Genomic DNA, 21,169 nt, shown 5'->3' on the forward strand with positions numbered 1-21,169 from the left:
CGCCTATTAAGCCACGGCCGTACGACATCTGACCTGGATAACCGGGACAGCTCACGAACCGCCCGGCGCCCGTTCCACTGTCGACTCACAGCGGGGTTCGCGGGGCGTCGCCGGATCGAGCGAAGCGAGGACCAGGTCTGCCGCACGACCGTCAGCGACGATCGCCGTGTGTTCGGACCGGTTCTCCTCGCAGCCGTCCTGCAGGACCACGTTCGTGGCCAGCGGCCCCTCGACGATCCCGGCGGTGTACGGGGTGACCAACTGGTCGTAGCGCGTCACCACGTTGAGGTAACGCACGCCGGGCGCGTACGGAGTGCCGCCCTCCCACAGCGCCTGGGACGCCGCCGAGTCCGGGCCCATCTGGCTCAACGCGGGCGGCAGGACCCGGTTGACCTGGTCCAGGAGCCCGGGCACGGACTCCAATCCCTCCAGTGCCTCCGATTCCGAGTTGTCCCAGAGGGGCGCGAGCGAGGCCACCGCGTGCACGCGCCCCGGGCGGCCGACCTTGGCCACCAGACCGGAGACGAGGGTGCCCTGCGAGTGGCCCACCAGGTCCACCTGCTCGGCCCCCGTGGCCTCGAGCACGCGATCCACGAACCCGCCGACCTGCGGAACCGACACCTCGAGGATGTCCGCCAGCCCACCGAGTTCGCTGATCGGCCACGGCTGCCCCGGCAGGGCCCCGTAGGTCAGCGCGAACACGCAGTAGCCCTCGTTGTGCAACAGCGGGCCGTAGGTCCCCCAGTTGGTCACGGCCCCACCCGCGGTGCCGTGCACCAGCACCACGGGACGAGGCTTGTCCGCCGAGGGCCGGCAGGACCAGTCGTTGGCGCCGGGCAGCTGACCGCCCGGCGAATTCAGCGCACCCGCGACACCCTCGGCGAACGAAGTCGGCACCGGGATCGGGGCCCGCGCCGCCGGATCCGTAGCCGGGGCAGCCGCGGGGGTCGGGGCCGGGGCCGCGGGGGCGGCTGCCGCGCCGGCGAGCACGAGGAGCGCGGCGGCCACTACCGCCCCTGCGCTGGAGAGGATCTTCATCTGGCCATTAAGCCACGGCCGGTGATCACCGGCAGGTCCTTTGCGTAGACCAGGCCAGGCTCCGCCGCGGCCACGGCCTCGATCGAGTTGACCAGTCGCATGGCGGTGATGAGCATGCCGGAGACGTTGTGGTCGCCGTGGGCATCGTGGTGGGTGAACTCCACCCGCATCTCCGGCTGGCCGGAGATCTCCACGCGGTAGCAACCGTCGCCGTGGTCGGGCCGCGGCCAGTCGGGCGCCTGATCGTGCGCGGTGCGGGTGACATGCTCGAGGATGATGCGGTCCTCGCCGTCGACCTGCCCCACCACCTCGAACCGCAGGGCCGCCTGCGACCCGGCGGGCACCTCACACGCCAGCAGCGACAGGTCACGATCGGCCGCGAGCCGCTCGTGCCGCTCGACCAGCGGCTCGTCCAGGGTCACCTCCAGCGCGGCTGCGAGCTGACGGACCACCGAACCCCAGCCCGCGGCGAGCATGCCCGGCCGCAGCAGCGGTGGCAGGGTCTCCATGGACTGTCCGAATCCGAACAGACGCCGCATGGTCTCGCCCTGGTGGTAGACGGAGTAGTCGGCGATCTCCCCTACCCGGATGAGATCGATCCGGCGGGACAGGCTCGTCATGACAAGTGGCAGGACGTCGTTGGCGAAGCCCGGGTCGATGCCGTTCACGTGCAGCGTCGACCCGCCTTCGCGGCCAGCGTCGGCCAGCGCGGTGATCATCTCCTCGGGAATGGTCCCGTGCGGGTACTGCAGCAATACCGGGCCGGAGGCCACCACGTTGATGCCGGCACGCAGGAATTCGGTGAAGTCCTCGATCCCGCCCATGAACCGGGTCTCGGTCTCGGCCGTGTAGAGCACCACGTCGGGCTCCAGCGCGAGGAGTGCGGCGCGGTCGTCGGTGGCGGTCACGCCCAGGTCGCGGTCCAGCCCGGCCAGCCGTCCGGCGTCGACCCCGACCTTGGCCGGGTCGGAGACGAACACGCCCACCAACTCGAGTTCGGGCCGGGCGTGGATCGCCTCGACCGCCATCCGCCCCAGGTATCCGGTCGACCACTCCACAACGCGAATCGTCATGGGTGGACCCTAACCGCGCACCGCCGCCGGTAGAACCTGTTTCACCTGTTGGGCGACGGCCCGCGCTCGGCCACGTCCTTGGACGAGTGCGGATCGTGGGACTTCCGCCGGCCGCCGACATGGGATTCGGCGCGCATCCGCTCCGACATCTCCGGGTAGTGCAACTCGAAGGCGGGGCGCTCCGAGCGGATGCGGGGCAGCGTCTCGAAGTTGTGACGCGGCGGCGGGCAGGAGGTGGCCCACTCGAGCGAGTTGCCCGCGCCCCACGGATCGTCGACGGTCACGATCTCGCCGTACCGCCAGCTCTTGATCATGTTCCAGATGAACGGCAGCATCGCGATACCCAGGATGAACGAGCCGACGGTCGAGATCTGGTTGAGGACGGTGAAGTTGTCGCTCGCCAGGTAGTCGGCGTAGCGCCGCGGCATGCCCTGGTTCCCCAGCCAGTGCTGGACCAGGAACGTGGTGTGGAAGCCGATGAACATCAGCCAGAAGTGCAGCTTGCCCAGCCGTTCGTCGTACATCCGCCCGGTGACCTTGGGGAACCAGAAGTAGACGCCGGAGAAGGTGGCGAACACGATCGTCCCGAACAGCGTGTAGTGGAAGTGCGCCACGATGAAGTACGAGTCGTGGATGTGGAAGTCGATCGGCGCGGAGGCCATCATGATGCCGGTCAGGCCGCCGAACAAGAACGTCACCAGGAAGCCCAGCGCGAACAGCATCGGCGTCTCGAAGGTGAGCTTGCCCTTCCACATGGTGCCGATCCAGTTGAAGAACTTCACGCCCGTCGGCACGGCGATGAGATACGACATGAACGAGAAGAACGGCAGCAGAACGGCCCCGGTGGCGAACATGTGGTGCGCCCACACCGCCATCGACAGCGCGGCGATCGCGAGGGTCGCGAACACCAGGCCGGCGTAGCCGAACAGCGGCTTACGCGAGAACACGGGGAAAACCTCGGAGACGATGCCGAAGAACGGCAACGCCACCACGTACACCTCGGGGTGGCCGAAGAACCAGAACAGGTGCTGCCACAGGATGGCCCCGCCGTTGCCTGCCGAGTAGATGCGCCCGCCGAATGTCCGGTCGTAGAAGACGCCCATCGCGGCGGCGGTGAGCAACGGGAAGATGAGCAGGATCAGCACCGAGGTGATGAGCAGGTTCCACGTGAAGATCGGCATCCGGAACATCGTCATGCCCGGCGCGCGCAGGCAGACGATAGTGGTGATGAAGTTGACGGCGCCGAGGATGGTGCCGATCCCGCCGATCGCCACCCCGAGGATCCAGAGCTCCGCACCGACGTTCGGCGAGTGGATCTTGTCCGCCAGCGGCATATACATGGTCCAGCCGAACGCGGCCGCGCCACCGGGCGTGAGGAACCCGGAGAGCGCGATGATCCCGCCGAACGTGAACAGCCAGAAACCGAAGGCGTTCAACCGCGGGAACGCCACGTCCGGGGCACCGATCTGCAGCGGCATCACGTAGTTGCCGATGCCGATCACGATCGGGGTGGCATAGAACAGCAGCATCACCGTGCCGTGCATGGTGAACAGCTGGTTGTACTGCTCGTTCGCCAGGAACTGCATTCCCGGGAAGAAGAGCTCGGCGCGGAGGAGCAGCGCCATCAGACCGCCGATGAAGAAGAAGATGAAGCACACCACGACGTACATCACGCCGATCTGCTTGTGATCGGTGGTGGTGAGCATCTGCCAGGGCGTCTGCCCCTGGCGCGGAGCGGCGACAGGTGCACCACCCCCGCCGACTGCTCGACTCGACGGGGCAAGCGTTGATGACATGGCACTCCCTTGAGACGACCTGCTGCCGACGCTAGGCGCACGCCTGCGTCTCCGCATTGACCGACGTCAATTTCTCTACTACTGGCCAGACCTCATGCCGGCGGCGATACTCGACACATGCCCAGCTCCCGCCGCGACGGCCTCACCGGCCAGTTCGACCTCGTCGCGGCCCTCGACGCGGAGGGCCGCCAGCAACTGGCGGCCGTCGCGCACACCGTCGAGGTCGAGGCCGGGACGGTACTGCAGACAGTCGGCGGGCCGGCGACCCGACTGCTCCTCGTCACCGCCGGCTCCCTGCACGTGGTGCGCAGCGACAGGGCCGGCCGCCGCCGGATCGTGCGGATCATCGGGCCGGGTGATCACTACGGGTTGGTGGAGCTCGCCCTGGACAGCGCCGCGCGTTACCTCGTCGAAGCCGGCGAGGACTCGACGCTGACCGAGATCCGCTTCGATGACCTGCGGACGATCGCCGACCGCCACCCGGCCCTCCAGCGCGCCATCACCATGGCGCTGGCCCGGAAGACCGCCGAGAGCGAGCACCTGTTGGTCTCGCTCACGTCGGAGGACGTGGCGACCCGGGTGGTGTCCTACCTGCTGTCCCTGCCGCGGCGCCGGGGCGGGGACGGCCGCACCGCGGTGCAGCTGCCGCTGACGCAGATCGACCTCGCCTCGTACCTGGGCACCACCCCGGAGACGCTGAGCCGACGCCTGCGCGAACTCATGGACTCCGGGGCGATCAGCCGCGGGGCGCACCGGGAGTTCACGCTCGACGAGGAACTCCTCGCGCGCTACTGACCGGCCCGGCCACCGCGTGGCGCCCGCCTCACCAGATCACCGGATCACCAGATGCTGACGCGCTCCTCCGGGGCCATCCACATGCCGTCGCCCTCGACCACGCCGAAGGACTCGTGGAAGTCGTCGAGATTCTTGACGACCTGGTTGCAGCGGAACTCCGGCGGCGAGTGGGGGTCCACCGCCAGCCGGCGGGCGGCCTCCTCGGCTCGGGTCTTGGTGCGCCACACGATCGCCCACGAGGCGATGAGCCGCTGGATCCCGGTGAGGCCGTCGATCTCCGGGCCCACGTCGGTGCCCTGCACGGGCTCGCCGTCGACGCTCTGTGCCAGCCGGTAGGCCAGCAGGGCGATCGTCAGCCCGCCGAGGTCACCGATGTTCTCGCCCACCGTGAAGGCACCGTTGACGTGGTCCTTCTCCGGGTCCAGGCCGTCGGGGGTGAGGCCCTCGTACTGGGCGATCAGCTTGTCCACGCGGATGCTGAAGGCGGACCGGTCCGCGTCGGTCCACCAGTCGACGAGGTTCCCCTCGCCGTCGTACTTCGATCCCTGGTCGTCGAAGCCGTGGCCGATCTCGTGCCCGATCACCGCACCGATCGCCCCGTAGTTGGCGGCGTCGTCGGCGTCGGCGTCGAAGAACGGCGGCTGCAGGATCGCGGCGGGGAACACGATCTCGTTCATGACCGGGTTGTAGTAGGCGTTGACCGTCTGCGGCGTCATGTGCCACTCACCGCGGTCGACCGGGCCGCCGAGCTTGCCGAGCTCGTAGTCGTGCTCGAACCGCGCGGAGCGCCGGACGTTGCCGAGGAGGTCGTCGGCCTTCACCTCGAGCGCCGAGTAGTCACGCCACTCGTCGGGGTAGCCGATCTTGGGCACGAACGCCTCGAGCTTGGCCAGCGCCCGCTCCTGGGTTGCGGGGGTCATCCACGGCAGCCGGCTGATCGAGTAGCGGTAGGCGGCGGTGAGGTTGGCGACGAGCTCCTCCATCCGCGCCTTGTGCCCGGGCGGGAAGTGGCGGGACACGTACTCCCTGCCCACCTCCTCACCGAGGGCCGCCTCGACCGCGCCGACGCCGCGCTTCCAGCGCGCCTTGATCTCCTCGGTGCCCGACATCGCGGTGCCGTAGAAGCGGAAGTTCTCGTCCACCAGGTCCGAGGTCAGGTACGGGGCGCGCGAACTGACGACCCGCCAGCGCAGCCACTCGGTCCACGTCTCGAGCGGCTCGCCGGCCCACAGTTCGGCCACCGCGGTGAGGAAGTCGGGCTGCATGGCCACCAGGCGGCCGAAGGTCTCCTCGGTGCCGCCGACCTCGCGCGCCCACTCGTGCCACGGGAAGCCGGGCGCCAGCGCGGGCAACTCGTCCCAGGTGACGGGGTTGTACGTCTTGTCGGCGTCGCGGCGGGCCACCACGTCCCAGTGCGCGGCGGCGATGCGGGTCTCCAGGGCGACGATCCGCTCGGCACGCGCGCGGGCGTCCCCGGCGCCGGCGAGGCTGGCCAGTTCGAGCATCCGCGCGATGTGCTCGGTGTACTGCTCGCGGATCGGCCCGTACTGCTCCTCCCGGTAGTAGGACTCGTCCGGCAGCCCGATTCCGTTCTGAACCAGGTAGAGGATGTACTCGCTGGAGTTCTTGGCGTCGTTGTTGACGTAGGCTCCAATCAGACCGCCGATGCCGGCCCGCTCGAGGCGTGCCATGGCCAACGCCAGCGAGGTGGCGTCGGTGGCGGCGTCGATCTCCGCCAGGTCGGGGGCGAGCGCCGCCACGCCCGCGGCCTCGACCGCGTCGGTGTCCATGAAGGAGGCGTAGAAGGCGCCGATCTGCGAGTCTACGGCGGCGTCGGTGATGATGTCGCGCACTCGCTCCTCGGACAGGTCACGCAGGGCGAGGAACGCGCCGTCGATGGGACGATCGGCGGGGATCACGTGGTCGCGGATCCAGGTGCCGTTGACGTGCTGGTACAGGTCGTCCTGGGACCGCACGTCGGTGTTGATGTACCGGAGATCCAGGCCGGAGGGGCGCTGGGTGTCGGTGGTGGGGTTCTCGGTCGCAGTCATGCGACCAGGTTACGGAAACGCGCGGATCTGGCGGGCCGGACTCAGGGCTCAGGGCTCAGGGCTCAGGGCTCAGGGCAGACCGTGACGCGCGTTGAAGTCCTTGGCGCCGTTGTAGGCGTCGACCATTCCCCAGACCCAGAAGCCGAACATGATCGGCAGTCCGATGAGGATCACCGACAACAGGGCGCCGATGCAGTAGCCGGCGAAGATGCCGATCCCCTTGCCGGTCGAGCCGTTGAGGAGCGTGCCGAGCCCCGGGATGATCAGCGATGCCACCAGCATGATCGCCGGGTCCTTGCGCGCCACCTGCGGGTACTGGCCGTAGGGCTGGACCGCGCCGTACGCGGGCGTCCCGTAGCCCGGCGTAGCGAATCCCGGGCCGGTCAGGGGCTGCCCGCCGTAGGGCTGGGCTCCGTACTGCTGATCGCCGAACTGCTGGTTCCCGAACGGCTGGTTCCCGAACGGCTGGGCCCCGTACTGCTGGGCTTCGTACTGCTGGTTCCCGAACGGCTGGTTCCCGAGAGGATCCGCGAGGTAGGGGTTCGCACCATAGGGCGCCCCGGCCTGGTCCGTTCCCGGCGACGGATCGTTCCGCCAGTCGCTCGACGGGCTCGAGGTGCCGTCGCCCGCGAACGCATCGAAATCCTCGGGGCGGCGATCGTCAGCGGGGTGGCTCATGGCACCACAGTAGCCCCGAGCTCTGACGCCCGCATGGCCGTCGCGACAGCGGGCCGGTGCTGGTGACGGCCCGCGGGCGGAGGAGTCGTCACACGTCCACGTGGAGGCGATTGTGCTCGGAGGCTGCCCGGTAGGCGTCGACGATTCCCCAGATCCACGTCCCGAACATCACGGCGAGAGCACCGAGGATCACGGCCAGGTTGACGGGCGAGAGATCCACACGCGTGGTGAACAGCGTGAAGAACAGGATTGCGAGAACGGCGAACGGGGTCCCGTAGTGGATGGCCATGATGGTCACTCCTCGCCGGACCTGCCCGTTGATGATCGTCCCCAGGCCGGGAACGAAGAAGGAGGCCACCGCGTATACGAGCGGGTCCCTGCGGGGCTCCGCGGGCCGGTACGGCGCCGCCTGTTCGCGCCAGTGATCGCCGGGGGTGTTCACGGCCAGCAGCCTAGAAGGGACCGCATCAGTGGCGAGCAGTCATCTCCGGGCGCGACCAGATGTCCGCGCAATCCACGCAGGCGTCCTCGGAGACGATCCCGGCACGCTGCAACCGCCCGTAGATCCAGCAACCGAGGCAGAACCCGAGCGCCGCCTCCGCGAGAGCCGCGAGTACCAGCACACCGAGCACCACGGCGCCCGCGGTGGCGAAGCCGGCGAGGAACAAGCCGAACGCGACTCCTGACATCACCAGACCGATGGTCTGCGCGAACCGCTTGGGCGCCCCGGCCACCATCCTCGGCTCGGCACTGACCCTGGGCGCCAGCACGTGCACCGACAGCCGGCCGAACGGCGAATACCGGGGGCCGCCGGCGACGCGGAGCGCGAAGCCCACGAAGAGCGCGCCGGCGAGCCAGGTCTGAACGGGCGCCGACACGATGATCGTGACCACCGCGAGCGTGACGACGAGCGCCGCGGTGCAGCGTGCCGCGTAGTCGTTGACGATCTCGGGGAAGGCGAACGCCTCGCGCAGACTCATCGTGCCGACCTCTCAGACTTTCCGGATAGACCGATCTGTCTATCGCTAAAAACGAGACTACTCCCGACCGTCGAGAAATCCCAGGCCGATGGCGACGGCGACCGCGCCACCACGTCCGGAGAGGTGCGCGGCCGGTCGGACGAAATCGTGCGGATCTAAGGTGGGGCCCGTGGCCCCTCCTCTGCGTCGTCGTTCCGAGAACCCCCGTCCCCCGACCGCCCCGAGCGTTCCGCGACCCGAGCAGCTCGACGCCCCCGGCTCCGAACTCGAGACCGACGGACTCTGGGACGGGGTACTGGCCGGCGCCGAGGACGGGCCGGACCTCATGGACGGGCCCGCCGACCTCGGCGGGATGGAGATCCGTGAATCGCTGGTGCAGGGGCTTCGCCTGAGCAGTGCCCGCGCCGACAGCCTGCGCCTCACGGACGTCGAACTCCGCGACTGCGACCTGTCCGGCCTCGTCGCCGACGGCGCCTCGCTGACCCGCGTGCGGTTCGTCGGATGCCGACTGACCGGACTGGTGCTGTCCGCCGCCCGACTCACCGATGTCTCGTTCGAGGACTGCCACGCCGACATGATCAACCTGCGCATGGCCCGGCTCCAGCGGGTTCGTCTGTCCGGCACCCGCGGCCGCCAGGCCGACTTCCACGAGGCCCAGGTCTCGGACCTGTCCACCGAGGGCGCGGACCTGCGCGGGACGAACTTCGAGCGCGCGCAGCTCGCCGCCGCCGACCTGCGGGGCGCCGACCTGGAAGATCTTCGCGGGGCCTCGGCGCTGCGCGGCGCGCTCATCTCGCCGGAGCAGGTTCTGGGCGTGGGCCTGGCCCTCATCGGCGAGACCGGGATCCGGGTCGCCTGACCGCCGCGCGGCCGCCCGGGCAGGCGGCTCGACAGGTCAGGGCAGGTGCGAGCCGACCTCGCGCCACTGGTTGGCCGCCCGGTTGATCACGGCCTGCAGTCGCAGCACCTGCTCCCTGTCGGTGAGCACGATGTCCTGCCCGCCCGTACTCAGGCGCAGTTCCGGCGCTCCGCGGCCGGCACCGTCCGCGTCCAGCAGCACGGTTTCGGCGACGACCACCTCGAGGAACGGGTCGTCGTCCGGCCCGTCCACCTCGGTGACGAGGCGCTCACGGTATCGGAGGGTGGTGAGGTCGATGGCATCGGTCATGAGGGGCACTCCCGACTGGTATTGGTTACGTCCTCAAGGTTATGTGCGAATTCCGGCAGATCGCACGGGTGGGGCTGCGTGTTACCGGTTGTTGTGAATCCGTGACACTTGTTTCGGGGCCAAACCAATCCGCGGCCGGGACGGGCGGCTCCTACAACCAGCTGGGAAAAAGTTGCGCGAGTTGCTTGTGTGGCGCGTGTTACTCCCGGATACTCGCCCCATGACTCCTGCCGGTCCGCCTGCCCGAGCCACCCTCATCCCTCGCCCATCCCTCACTCGGCTGCTCGTCGCCCTGGCTTCGACCTTCCTTCTGACGCTGGGGCTTCTCGTCGTCGTCATCAACAATCCCCGCGCCGACGCAGCGGAACCCCTGGACCCCGTGTTCCACGGCCTCGCGGAGGGTCTCGACTCGTCCAGCTGGCAGCACCCGCACGGCGCCCCCGTGGGCTGGCACCAGGCCGCCGCGGCGGGGCAGACCTTCGCGTTCATCAAGGCCACCGAGGGCACCGGGCCCGCCAACCGCTACTACGAGTCCGACGTCCAGAACGCCCGCTCAGCAGGGATGTTGGTCGGTAGCTACCACATGGCCCGGCCCGGGATGGAGCCCGCGCAGCAGGCCCACGCGTTCGCCGACCGGCTGCAGTCGGTGGGCGGTCCGCAGCTGCCGCCCGTGCTGGATCTCGAGAACGCGGAGGACCTGGATCCCGCCGAGCTCGCCGAGTGGACCCGGGTCTTCCTCGATACGCTCCGCGAGCGGACCGGGCGCACCCCGATCCTCTACACGTACCGGTCCTTCTGGATCGACAAGATGGCCAACACGACGCGCTTCGCCGAGTACCCGCTGTGGCTCGCCGAGTACGAGGTGTCGCAGCCGACCCGGCCCATGATCGGCGGCTGGAGCGAGTGGCTGTTCTGGCAGCGCGCCGAAACGGGCCGCGTGTCCGGTTTCGTCGACCACGTGGACCTCAACGTCTTCGCCGGCACGCGCGCCGATCTGGACGCTTGGGTGGGGCCCGTGGCGCCGGTTCCGCCGCCCCCGACCGAGCCGGTGGCCGCTCCTGCCCCCGCCGCCGAGCCCGCACCAGCGCCGGTGGCCGCTTCCACACCCGCACCCGCGCCCGAGTCAGCTCCCGAACCCGCGCCCGTCCCGGAAGCGCCGAGTGCCCCGAGCGCATAAGCCGATCCACGGTGCGAGCCCACTCGTGCCACAGCGGCAGCCGACCGCCTACCTGTTCGGCACGCCCGCCGATGACCGCCGGCCCCGCCGCCTCACCGCCGCGCGGATCGCACGCCACCCGATGAGGAACACCGCGGTGACGGTGGCGGCCACGATGATGAAGCTCCAGTGCGGCACCCGACCGTCACCGATGCCTCGGATGACCATGCCCACCACGACCGTCGCCACCCACACGAGCACGCCGGAGCCGACCGAGCCGGGCGCGCGCCGCGTGACCAGCAGGATCAGCCAGCCCACCGCGAGCCCCACGAGGAACGGCCACGCGGTCCCCCACACCTGCGCCGCGCCGAGCCCCTCCGAGTGCGCTCCGCGGCCGAACGTGGAGAACACCACGACCAGCACCGCGTCCAGCGCGACCATCCCCAGCGGAGCCACACCGCTCACCGATCCTTCTCGTCGTTGTTCGCGTACTCATCGCGCGGTCGCACATCCGTGTGCGCCTCTCCGCGGTCATCCGGGGCGCTCCTCGTGGGCCGCAGCCGGATCGGGCCGGAGTCGTGCGCTGACGAGGGTCGCCACAGCCGTCCCTTGTGTGGCCACATCGAGGCGGCCGCGGTCGTCGGCGCAGCGGCCTCGGTGCCTCGCGCGGCCCCCGGATCCGACGACGACGAAGCCACCTCCGACGCCGCATCCACCGATGTGGATCGCTCCGGCGACGGGCTGCCCTTGTCCTCGGACTCGATGTCCGGATCCACGTCGGTGACGCCGCGGTAGAAGAGGAAGAACACCACCCAGCCGGCCAGCGCGACCAGGACGAAGCTGACGATGCGGTAGACGAACACGGTCGCGAACGCCTCGTGCGCGCCGAGCCCACCGGCGGTCAGGGCCGTGATGAGCGCGAACTCCACGGTCCCGAGCCCGCCGGGTGTGATCGGCGCGGTGGCGACGATCTTGCCGGTCACGTACGCGATGCACAGGCCGCCGATGCTGTGCTGGGCGCCCACCGCATTCGCGGCCGCCCACAGGCAGCCGATGTCCGCGACCCAGTTCAGCAGCGAGAACGCGAAGGCCTTCGACAGTTGGGTCTTGCTCAGATCGACGGCCTCGGCCTGACTGACGACCCGGCGCACCCCGCCGGCCCCGTGGTCGGCGGGCTTGTTGCGCCGCTCGTTGATCCAGGCCAGGGCCGTCAGCAGGACGCCCTCGATCTTGTCCGGGTTACGGGCGGCCCACTGGACGCCCACGAAGATCGCCGCGAGTCCGAACGCCGAGAGCACCAGCAGGAACGGGTTGGACACCGAGCCGACCAGGAAGAAGCCGACCAGCGCCAGGAGCACGATGCCGACGGTCGACAGCACGCCCGAGATGACGAGCTGCCACGACGCGACCACCCGGGTGGCCCCCCACTGCCGGGTCTTGCGGTAGGTCAGGGTGGTGCCGAAGACCTGCCCGCCCGGGATGCAGGTCGAGAACGCGTTGGACGAGAAGACCAGGCCGACGCTGGCCCAGTAGCCCACCTTGACGCCCGCCGACTGCAACAGCAGTTTCTGCACCGAGCCGTAGCTCGACATCGACAGGTAGGAGAACACGAGAGCGACCGCGATCCAACCCCAGTGTGGGCTGGCCACGGCCTCGAATCCCCGGGCGAAGAACGGCATCTGGCCGCGCAGCCAGTAGAGGATCAACCCCAGGATGGTGAGCGTCGCGATGGTCTTGAACCACGGGTTGGACAGGACCGCCCGGACACGGCGCCACACCTCGCCTGCCGTACCCGTCATCCCGCCACCATAACCACAGTTTCGGACCCGGCTCCGGAGCCCACACCGGGCACCGAGCCGGGCGTCACCCGTCGTACCTCTGCTGACGTTCCCGCATGAGTCGGGCGATCAGGTCCGCCGCGGGAATCTTCTCGCCGTCGCTGTCGACGGCGGCGACGGGCTCGTCGTCGTACTCCGCGTCGATGACCGGCTCGAACTCGGACTCGGGCTCGACGACGGCCTCGGGCGCGGGTTCGGGGGCGTGCTCGTAGACTGCAGGCTCGTCGTGGTGAGCGTGCTCGTGGGCGACGGGCTCGTCGTCGTACTCCTCGTCGCGCTCGAGCAGGGCCACCGGTGATCCCGCCGCCACGCCCGCTCCGGCGGCGACACCGGCGCCCGCCGTCGCGGCCCCGGCGGTCGCAGGACCGGCCGTGACCGCACCGGCCGAGGCGGGTCCGCCGTGGAGGTATTCGGGCTCGTCGTCGAGCTCCGCCTCGCCCAGCCCGATCCGCTCCTGGAGGCGCTTCATCCACTTCGGCGCCCACCAGCAGTCGGGGCCGAGCATCTGCATCACCGCTGGGACTAGCAGCATGCGGATGACGGTGGCGTCGAGGATCAGCGCGGCGATCATGCCGAACGCGATGTACTTCATCATCACGATCTCGGAGAACGCGAACGCCCCGGTCACCACGATGAGGATCAGTGCGGCCGAGGTGATGATGCGGCCGGTGTTGGCCACGCCGCTCCGGATGGCCTCGGCGGTCTTGGCGCCGCGGGCGCGGGCCTCGACCATCCGGGAGACCAGGAAGACCTCGTAGTCGGTGGACAGTCCGTAGATGATCGCCATCAACAGCACCACGACCGGCGAGGTGAGCGGCCCGGGTGTGAAGCCGAGCAGGCTCGCGCCGTGGCCGTCGACGAAGATCCAGGTGAGTATGCCGAGCGTCGCGCCCAGCCCCAGCATGTTCATGAGGGCGGCCTTGATCGGCAGCACCAGGGACCCGAACGCCAGGAACATGAGGATCGTCGTGGCGAGCAGCACGTAGAGCACGAACCACGGCAGTCCCTTGACCAGGGCGTCGACCGAGTCGGACTCCATGGCCGGGTTACCGCCCACGAACACCTCGGTGCCGGCGGGGATCGGGAACGTCTGCAGGAATTCGACCGTCTCGGCGGGGGCGTTCCTGTCGACCAGGCCGGTCTGGAGCACCACCACCTCGCGGCCCTGCGCGTCCTGCTCACCCGAGCGGGCGAACTGGAAGGGCCCGGTCAGGCCGGGTGCCTCGTTGGCGGCGGAGCGGATCTGCGACAGGGAGTTGCCGTCGGAGCCGATCACCACCAGCTTCACCGGGTCGGTGCGGGTGCCGGGGAAGTTCTGGTCGTAGCTCTCCTGCGCCACGCGGGTGGTGTTGTCCGGCGGCAGGTAGGTCTCGTTGATGCCGCCGAACTTGACCCCGGAGAACGGGATGATCAGCGCGACGAGCACCACCACGACCGGCACGGCCACGGCGACGGGGTGCTTCATCGAGAAGTCGGCGACGCGGCCGAACAGGCCGTTCTCGACCTGCTCGCGGGTGCGGTGACGCTGGAAACGCTTGATGCCCAGCGCGTCGACGTGGCGGCCCAGCAGCACCAGCACCGCCGGCAGCAGAGTCACCGAGAGCACGGCCGCCAGGATCACCGCGGCGATCGCGCCGTAGGCCACCGACTTGAGGAAGGCCTGCGGGAACACCAGCAGACCGGACAGGGTCACGCCCACCATGACGGCGGAGAACACGACCGTGCGCCCGGCTGTCGCCACCGACCGGCGCACCGCGACTTCGGGCGGATAGCCCTCGGCCATCTCCTCCCGGAACCGGCTCACCACGAACAGGCCGTAGTCGATCGCCAGGCCCAGGCCGATGAGCGTCACCACGTTCTGGGCGAACGAGTTGACCGGGGTGACCAGCGAGAGCAGGTGCAGGGACCCGAGGGAGCCGAGGATCGTCAGCACGCCCACGGCCACCGGCAGGAACGCGGCCACCACCCCGCCGAACACCACGATGAGCAGGATGAACACCAGCGGCAGCGCGATGAGTTCGGCGCGCACGAGGTCGGCGTCCATGCCGTCCTGGAGCGCCCCGGCCACCGGCTGCAGGCCGGCGATGTCCGCTTCGATGCCCTCGACGGGGATCGAGTCCTCGATCACCCGGAAGTTCTCGAGGATCTCCTCTTCCTCACCGGCGATCTGGATGGACGCCACCGCGATCCCGGCGTCCCGGTTGACCAGTGCCGGGGACTGGTTGAACACGAAGCTGGTCACGCCGGTGACCTGGTCGGGGAACTCGGTGCGGATCGAATCCAGCGAGGACCGGATGGGGTCCTGGAACGCCGGATCGTCCACGGATACGCCCTCGGGGGCGTGGTAGGTGACCACCACGTCGCCCAGCGCGTCGCGCCCGTACGCCTCCTGCTCGAGCTGCTCCGCCGTGGCCCAGCCGCTCTCGGGGTCTTCGAACCCGCCCTGACCGAACGGGTTGCCGAACGCGCTGCCGGCGATGCTGAGGAACGCCATGACCAGCACGGAGCAGACCAGGACCAGGATGCGGCGGCGGGCGACGAACCGCCCGAGTGAGTTGAACACGCGGCAGTACTCCTAACGCGAGGCGAGCAGGGCGGTGAGCGGCCGGAGCGGCTGCAGCCAAGCGCCTTCGTCGGGCAGGTTGTCGAGGCTGACCCGGGGCAGGGGCTCCCGGAACACGCCGGGGATGTCCTCCAGGTCGAGGAAGCTGATGGTCTCGTGCTGGACGGCCCAGGTCGCGTGCTCGCGGAACCCGATCACGGTGACCGGGATGTCGTGGGCGAGGTCCTCGAGCGGCTCGCGGAAGGCCTGCCCGTCGGCGGAGGCCACCACCACACCGGCGAGGCGCCCGGACTCGGCCCGCTTGTCGATGTGCTCGAGCATGTCCTCGTCGACATCCGAGTCTTCGCTCGTCTTGGGCTTGGCGAACACCGCGAAGCCCACGTTGCGCAGCGCCTCGACCCACGGCCGGACGTTGTCGGAGGTGCCGGAGACGATGTTGGTGAAGACCGTCGCCTCGGCCTCGAGGGTGTCCTCGGTGCGCGCCGACAGGTCGGCGGTGTGGCCGAGCAGCCAGCGGCCCAGCGCGTCGAAACGCGGTCGGAACACGGCGGTGGGCCGTCCGCCGAGGATCGAGCCGAGCCCCATGTCGACGTTCGGGGCGTCCCACACCAGGAGCACCACCCCCGACTCGTCGGGAGCGGTCGCGGCCGCCGTGTCGGGGTTCCGCGTCTCGTCTGATGGGGTCATGGGTCCGCCTCGGTTTTTCGTCGTCGGGGTCTCGGGTCGGGTCGCCGGCCGCAGCCGGGTCAGCCTCTGCGGCGCCAGAGGAACTCGTTGATCACTCGCTCCTCCTGCAGTCCCTTGCCCTCGAACTTCGTCACGGGTCTGTCCAGACTGAACGGTACGTGGCCGACGTCCGTCGCGGTGTCAAGCCGCTCAAGCGCCGGCTCCGCGTCTCCGGTCGGGCCGATCCATTCGGCGTAGTCGACGTGGTCGGTGGCCACGTGCAGCACGCCGCCGGGCCGCAGCCGGGAGGCGATGAGCCCGAACGTGCCGGACTGCAGCAGCCGCCGCTTGTGGTGGCGGGCCTTGGGCCACGGGTCCGGGAAGAAGACACGCACGCCGGTCAGGCTCTCGGGCGCGATCATGTTGGTGAGCACGTCCACGCCGTCGCCGCGGATCATGCGGACGTTCTGCAGGTCCTCGCGCAGGATCATGCCGAGCAGCTGGGCCAGGCCGGGCTGGTACACCTCGACCGCGATCACGTCGACGTCCGGCTCGACCGCCGCCATCGCCGCCGTCGAGGTGCCGGTGCCGGAGCCGATCTCCACCACGAGCGGCGCCGTGCGACCGAACAGTTCCTGCGGGTCGACGAGCGTGTCGGAGACGTTCTGACCGTAGGTCGGCCAGTGCTCGTCCCAGTTGCGCTGCTGCCCCGGGCGCATGGTGCCGCGCCGGAATCGGTAGGCCGTCACGCGGGGGAACAACCGGGAGCTGTCGTCCGCCGTCGTCTCCCCGTCCGGTGTCTCGTCGGACTCCGGCACGGGGTTCTCGCTCTGGTTCACCCGGCCATCATCCCGTAATGCGCGGTCGGGTTACGAATCCCCCACGGCGAACGCGCGGCGCGGCCCGTCCGGATCCGGGGTCGCGGAGCCGATCCTGCCTGGGGGAAGGTCTTGTCGGGTGGGGCCCGCCGGGCCACCATGTGGGCGTGCCGACCGTGACCCAGGACACCGCCGTCGACGGCGCGGATCGCCCCGCCGCCCCGGATCCGGCCGCGCGTATCCGCCGCCTGCTCACCGCCTCGCCGGACGTCGCGACCCCGGCTGCCGTCCCCGCCACAGCCGCCACCACCGCCCCGCCGGACCCCACCGGCCTGCTCGCCGCGGCGCTCGCGCGGTTCGACGCCCCGGTCGACCTCCGGGTCCGCGGCGGCCTCGGTTCGGGCAGGCGCACCCTGGCCGCCGCCCTGCGCGCCCGCGGGGGTTGGCGCGTGTCGGTCGACGACCTCGACGTGCTCGCCGCGCCCACCGCGCGGCCCGCCGCAGCTCCGGACATCGAGATCCTGTGCCTCCGCACCGCCCCCTGCCGCCACGAGGAGGCGTGGGTGCGGCGCCCCCGCCGCCATCCACTGTTGGTGGTGGCGACGGGTCTATATGACGACGACAACGCCGCCCACCCGACCGACACCCACCACAGCGCAGCCTCACCACGGTGGGCCCGCGGACTGCCCACCGTGGACGCCCGCGAGCCCGAGCACCGGTCGGTCGACGCCGTCATCGCGTTCGTCGAGCGGGCCATGGACTCCCTGGCCGACTCCCGCGTGGCCCGGCTCGAGGCCGAACTGGAAAGACTCGCGGTCCACGCCGAGGTCGGCGAACTCGCGGAGGCCGCCCTGTGCGCACTCGAGATCTGACGATCGCCGTCCTCGGAGCCCGGGACTCCGCTGCTCCCGCCGTCGCCGCCGCGCTCCGGACCGCGGCTCTGCAGGCCACCACGAGCGCCGCGGGTGGACGCGCGATCCGCGTGCTCGTGGACGCCTCCCCGTCCGACAGGCCGGACGCCGCCGTCGTCGTCGTCGACGCCGTCTGCCCGGTCCGCCCCGACGACGTCGAGGTCGCCCGCGGCGTGGCCTCGCGCCTGCCCCTGGCGGTGGCACTCGCCGGCCGCGCCGACACGTGCACGGCCGAGGCGCTGTCCGAGACCGTCGACGTGACCACGCGCCGGCTCGCCGACGCCGGGGTCCACGCCCCGGTGCACGTGGTCGACGAGGGCCCGACCGCGACGCCGGCCGCCCTCCTCGCCGCGCTGCTGGAGGCGGTGCGATCCCGCGAGGCCGGGCCCGTCGCCGCGTCCCCCGCGACCGCGTCCCACGCCGCCACGTCTCCCACCGCCACCGTCGACTGGCTGCTCGCCCGGCGCACCGAGACCATAACGACCCGATCCCAGGCGCTGCGGCAGGACGTCCAGGCGCTGCGGATGGAGATCCTCCAGGACCTGCAGCGCTCGCTGCGCGATCTGGGCGGCCGGGCCCGGGAGGACCTGGCGGCCGCCCCGCGCTCGCGCGTCGACACGCTGGTAGAGGGGCTCGCGGCCGACGCCGACGCCGCGGTGGCAGGGGCCGTCGACCGCGCCGACCGGCGGTGCGACACCCTCGTCGTGCGGCACCTCGGCGTGAACGCACCGACCGCGCCCCGGATCCCCGCGCCCACCAGCGGCGTCGAGCCGAGCCGACCGCCGCGCAGTACCGGCGAGGAGCTGCTCGTGATGCTGATGGGCGCCGCCGGCGGGACCGGAGTGGGGCGGATGCTGCTGTCGCCGTTGGCCGAGGTGCCCGGGATGTCGGCGATGATCGTGCCGCTGGCGCTGCTGTGCGGGCTCGCGCTCGGCTGGACCACGGTGACCGTTCGCCGCACCCAGGCGCTGCGCACCCACACCGTGGCCGCCGTCGGCGACCGCCTCGCGGCGCTACGCGGCGAGGCCGAGCAGGCCCTGGGTTCGCGGATCCTCGCGGCCGAGGCGATCATCACCGACGGCTTCGCCCACGACCCCGGGCCACGGGTCGCCGACCTCGAGCGGCGGATCCGGCGCCTCCGCTCAGGAGGGACCACCCCGGCGACGACGGTCGCTAGTACAGTTGCGGAACCCATCGGCGCGGCCCCCGCGCCGCCCGTCCCCGCAGGGAGCCCCTCCGCATGACCGACCCACTGTTCGGATCGGACGCCTTCGACCAGCGCCCCGCCCCCGACGTCTGCGGACTCGAGGGAGCCCCGCTGGCCGAGGCGTCGTCGCTGGGGTTGCACGTCCCGGTGGGTGACAGCGTCCTCGACCTCGGCGCGCCGGAGGCGGACCTCGACGGGGACGGCTTCATGGAGGCGGTCACCCTCGGCGACGATCGCGGCCTGACCGTATATACGGACGCGGACGGCGACGGCACCGTGGACCACGTCTCGACCGTGCGGTTCGACGGCAGTTACGACTCGTGGCGGCTGGCCAACCCCACCGAGGGCGTGCCGTTCGGCGGCTTCACCAACGAGTACCAGGACGGCGCCCCCGGGGCGTCTCCCGTGCCCGCCCGGTGGGAGCGGATCGACCACGGTCACATCTGACCACCTGAGGGATCCCTCACATTTGGGTGTGGGGAGGGGCTCGCGCGACGCGGATCAAGCAGGTTGACGATACTGTGTGAGGAAGACCATGCACCACGCGCGAGGAGCAGTGATGACCAGCACCACCATTCCCGGCCTCGAGGGTCAGGCACCAACAGATCACGCGGAGATGCTCGCGTGGATCACGGAGGTCGCCGAGCTCACCCAGCCGGACCGGGTCGTCTTCGCAGACGGCTCCGAGGAAGAGTGGGATCGTCTCACTTCCGTGCTCGTGGACGGGGGCACCTTCGTCAAGCTCAACGAGTCGAAGAAGCCGAACTCGTTCCTCGCGCAGTCCGACCCGAAGGACGTCGCCCGCGTCGAGTCGCGGACGTTCATCTGCTCGGAGAGGGAAGAGGACGCCGGCCCGACCAACAACTGGCGCGACCCGTCCGAGATGCGCGCCCACATGACCGAGCTGTTCCGCGGCAGTATGCGCGGGCGCACCATGTACGTCGTGCCCTACTGCATGGGCCCGCTGGACGCCGAGGACCCCAAGCTCGGCATCGAACTCACCGACTCGGCCTACGTCGTGGTCTCCATGAGGATCATGACGCGCATGGGCCAGGCCGCGATGGACAAGATCGGCTCGAACGGCGCGTACGTCAAGGGCCTGCACACCGTGGGTGCGCCGCTCGCCGAGGGCGAGGAGGACGTCGCCTGGCCGTGCAACGAGGAGAAGTACATCACCCACTTCCCGGAGAGCCGGGAGATCTGGTCGTTCGGCTCCGGCTACGGCGGCAACGCCCTGCTCGGCAAGAAGTGCTTCGCCCTGCGCATAGCCTCCGCCATGGCCCACGACGAGGGCTGGATGGCCGAGCACATGCTCATCCTCAAGCTCACCTCGCCCGAGGACAAGGCGTACTACATCGCCGGAGCGTTCCCCTCGGCGTGCGGCAAGACCAACCTGGCGATGATCCAGCCCACCATCGAGGGCTGGCGCGCCGAGGTCGTGGGTGACGACATCGCGTGGATGCGCTTCGGCGCCGACGGCCGCCTGTACGCGGTCAACCCCGAGTTCGGCTTCTTCGGCGTGGCCCCCGGCACCAACTACTCGTCCAACCCCAACGCCATGAAGACGCTGGAGCCGGGCAACGCGATCTACACCAATGTGGCCCTGACGGACGAGGGTGACGTGTGGTGGGAGGGCCTCGAGGGCACCCCGGACCACCTCATCGACTGGCTCGGCAACGAGTGGACCCCGGAGGGCGACGGCAAGGCCGGCAACGCCGCGCACCCCAACTCGCGCTACTGCGTGCCGATCGACCAGTGCCCCGTCGCCGCGCCAGAGTTCAACTCGCCCGAGGGCGTGCCGATCTCGGCGATCCTCTTCGGCGGCCGCCGCGCCGACACCGTCCCGCTGGTGAGCGAGGCCTACTCGTGGAACCACGGCGTCTACATCGGTGCGACCCTGTCCTCCGGGCAGACCGCCGCCGCGGAGGGCCAGGTCGGTGCCGTGCGCCGCGACCCTATGGCCATGCTGCCGTTCCTCGGCTACAACGTCGGTGACTACTTCCAGCACTGGGTCGACATGGGCGCCCGTGGCGGCGACAAGATGCCCAAGATCTTCCTGGTCAACTGGTTCCGTAAGGGCGACGACGGCCGCTTCGTGTGGCCCGGCTTCGGCGAGAACAGCCGCGTGCTCAAGTGGATCGTCGACCGCATCGAGGGTCGCGTCGAGGGCGAGGAGACCGCCGCCGGCATCACCGCGCGTGCCGCCGACATCGACATGACCGGCCTGGACACGCCGATCGAGGACGTCGAAGCCGCGCTGGCCGTCAACCCGGAGGAGTGGCGTCGCGAGCTGCCGCTCATCACCGAATGGCTCGAGTTCTGTGGACCCAAGGTCCCGGCCGAGGTCCACGAGGAGTTCGCCGCGCTCAAGGAGCGCCTGGGCTGAGAGCTTCGGCTGCGTCATTGACGCGGCCGGCGCTGACGAGGGCGG

At 70.3% G+C, this 21,169-nt stretch carries 20 protein-coding genes; 7 read left to right on the forward strand and 13 right to left on the reverse strand.

Going from position 1 to position 21,169, the window contains the following annotated elements:
* Nucleotides 1–51 precede the first annotated feature (51 nt).
* Genes ACWIE7_RS09280 through ctaD form a run of 3 tightly spaced genes read right to left on the reverse strand, consistent with a single transcriptional unit; the run spans nt 52 to nt 3,907 of the window.
* Nucleotides 52–1,038 (reverse strand): esterase/lipase family protein, encoded by a 987-nt coding sequence (locus ACWIE7_RS09280; RefSeq protein ID WP_452100443.1) that lies wholly within the window; start codon nt 1,036–1,038, stop codon nt 52–54.
* Complete coding sequence (locus tag ACWIE7_RS09285) at nt 1,035–2,111, reverse strand: NAD(P)H-dependent amine dehydrogenase family protein (protein WP_454069094.1); 1,077 nt, start codon at nt 2,109–2,111, stop codon at nt 1,035–1,037. The genes ACWIE7_RS09280 and ACWIE7_RS09285 overlap by 4 nt, the downstream gene beginning before the upstream one ends.
* Nucleotides 2,112–2,152: 41 nt before the next feature.
* The gene (gene ctaD, locus ACWIE7_RS09290) at nt 2,153–3,907 is read right to left on the reverse strand and encodes an aa3-type cytochrome oxidase subunit I (protein ID WP_454057745.1); all 1,755 of its coding nucleotides are present in this window, start codon (nt 3,905–3,907) and stop codon (nt 2,153–2,155) included.
* Nucleotides 3,908–4,024: 117 nt separating this feature from the next.
* Here ctaD and ACWIE7_RS09295 point away from each other — a divergent pair, with 117 nt between their 5' ends.
* On the forward strand, nt 4,025–4,702 hold the full coding sequence (locus ACWIE7_RS09295) for a Crp/Fnr family transcriptional regulator (protein ID WP_454057746.1): 678 nt from the start codon (nt 4,025–4,027) through the stop codon (nt 4,700–4,702).
* Between the two features lie 44 nt (nt 4,703–4,746).
* Here ACWIE7_RS09295 and ACWIE7_RS09300 read toward each other — a convergent pair whose 3' ends face one another.
* From ACWIE7_RS09300 to ACWIE7_RS09315, 4 genes are all read right to left on the reverse strand, one after another.
* On the reverse strand, nt 4,747–6,753 hold the full coding sequence (locus tag ACWIE7_RS09300) for a M13 family metallopeptidase (protein WP_452100439.1): 2,007 nt from the start codon (nt 6,751–6,753) through the stop codon (nt 4,747–4,749).
* A gap of 69 nt (nt 6,754–6,822) precedes the next feature.
* Nucleotides 6,823–7,431, reverse strand: a complete 609-nt coding sequence (locus ACWIE7_RS09305) for a hypothetical protein (protein WP_454069095.1) — start codon at nt 7,429–7,431, stop codon at nt 6,823–6,825.
* An 88-nt stretch (nt 7,432–7,519) separates the two neighbouring features.
* Entirely contained in the window at nt 7,520–7,873 is a 354-nt protein-coding gene (locus ACWIE7_RS09310; RefSeq protein ID WP_452100437.1) for a hypothetical protein, read from the reverse strand.
* A 25-nt stretch (nt 7,874–7,898) separates the two neighbouring features.
* A complete protein-coding gene (locus tag ACWIE7_RS09315; protein ID WP_452100436.1) occupies nt 7,899–8,411 on the reverse strand; it encodes a DUF4395 domain-containing protein in 513 nt (170 codons plus the stop codon).
* A gap of 169 nt (nt 8,412–8,580) precedes the next feature.
* Between ACWIE7_RS09315 and ACWIE7_RS09320 the strand changes: the two genes are divergently transcribed.
* Complete coding sequence (locus tag ACWIE7_RS09320) at nt 8,581–9,270, forward strand: pentapeptide repeat-containing protein (RefSeq protein WP_454069096.1); 690 nt, start codon at nt 8,581–8,583, stop codon at nt 9,268–9,270.
* Between the two features lie 36 nt (nt 9,271–9,306).
* Here ACWIE7_RS09320 and ACWIE7_RS09325 read toward each other — a convergent pair whose 3' ends face one another.
* Complete coding sequence (locus tag ACWIE7_RS09325) at nt 9,307–9,579, reverse strand: hypothetical protein (RefSeq protein ID WP_452100434.1); 273 nt, start codon at nt 9,577–9,579, stop codon at nt 9,307–9,309.
* A gap of 220 nt (nt 9,580–9,799) precedes the next feature.
* Here ACWIE7_RS09325 and ACWIE7_RS09330 point away from each other — a divergent pair, with 220 nt between their 5' ends.
* Nucleotides 9,800–10,756, forward strand: coding sequence for a glycoside hydrolase family 25 protein (locus ACWIE7_RS09330; RefSeq protein WP_454069097.1), 957 nt, complete (start codon nt 9,800–9,802; stop codon nt 10,754–10,756).
* 48 nt (nt 10,757–10,804) lie between these two features.
* On the opposite strand, the gene ACWIE7_RS09335 is transcribed toward ACWIE7_RS09330, so the two are convergent.
* From ACWIE7_RS09335 to trmB, 5 genes are all read right to left on the reverse strand, one after another.
* Nucleotides 10,805–11,200 carry a DUF3054 domain-containing protein gene (locus tag ACWIE7_RS09335; RefSeq protein WP_454069098.1) on the reverse strand — a complete coding sequence of 132 codons (396 nt, stop codon included), beginning with the start codon at nt 11,198–11,200 and terminating at the stop codon, nt 10,805–10,807.
* Nucleotides 11,197–12,534, reverse strand: a complete 1,338-nt coding sequence (locus ACWIE7_RS09340) for a lysylphosphatidylglycerol synthase transmembrane domain-containing protein (RefSeq protein ID WP_452100431.1) — start codon at nt 12,532–12,534, stop codon at nt 11,197–11,199. The genes ACWIE7_RS09335 and ACWIE7_RS09340 overlap by 4 nt, the downstream gene beginning before the upstream one ends.
* 64 nt (nt 12,535–12,598) lie before the next feature.
* Nucleotides 12,599–15,136 (reverse strand): MMPL family transporter, encoded by a 2,538-nt coding sequence (locus tag ACWIE7_RS09345; RefSeq protein WP_454069099.1) that lies wholly within the window; start codon nt 15,134–15,136, stop codon nt 12,599–12,601.
* A gap of 12 nt (nt 15,137–15,148) precedes the next feature.
* The gene (locus ACWIE7_RS09350; RefSeq protein WP_230930549.1) at nt 15,149–15,823 is read right to left on the reverse strand and encodes an NYN domain-containing protein; all 675 of its coding nucleotides are present in this window, start codon (nt 15,821–15,823) and stop codon (nt 15,149–15,151) included.
* 59 nt (nt 15,824–15,882) lie between these two features.
* A complete protein-coding gene (gene trmB / locus ACWIE7_RS09355) occupies nt 15,883–16,641 on the reverse strand; it encodes a tRNA (guanosine(46)-N7)-methyltransferase TrmB (RefSeq protein ID WP_454069100.1) in 759 nt (252 codons plus the stop codon).
* Between the two features lie 146 nt (nt 16,642–16,787).
* Here trmB and ACWIE7_RS09360 point away from each other — a divergent pair, with 146 nt between their 5' ends.
* From ACWIE7_RS09360 to ACWIE7_RS09375, 4 genes are all read left to right on the forward strand, one after another.
* Entirely contained in the window at nt 16,788–17,492 is a 705-nt protein-coding gene (locus tag ACWIE7_RS09360) for a hypothetical protein (protein ID WP_454069101.1), read from the forward strand.
* Nucleotides 17,474–18,775 carry a hypothetical protein gene (locus ACWIE7_RS09365; protein ID WP_454069102.1) on the forward strand — a complete coding sequence of 434 codons (1,302 nt, stop codon included), beginning with the start codon at nt 17,474–17,476 and terminating at the stop codon, nt 18,773–18,775. Before ACWIE7_RS09360 ends, ACWIE7_RS09365 begins: the two co-directional genes overlap by 19 nt.
* Nucleotides 18,772–19,185, forward strand: coding sequence for a DUF6802 family protein (locus tag ACWIE7_RS09370; protein WP_230930545.1), 414 nt, complete (start codon nt 18,772–18,774; stop codon nt 19,183–19,185). The genes ACWIE7_RS09365 and ACWIE7_RS09370 overlap by 4 nt, the downstream gene beginning before the upstream one ends.
* A 112-nt stretch (nt 19,186–19,297) precedes the next feature.
* A complete protein-coding gene (locus ACWIE7_RS09375; protein ID WP_454069103.1) occupies nt 19,298–21,124 on the forward strand; it encodes a phosphoenolpyruvate carboxykinase (GTP) in 1,827 nt (608 codons plus the stop codon).
* Nucleotides 21,125–21,169: the final 45 nt, after the last annotated feature.

The organism is Dietzia sp. NPDC055343 (assembly GCF_053645265.1).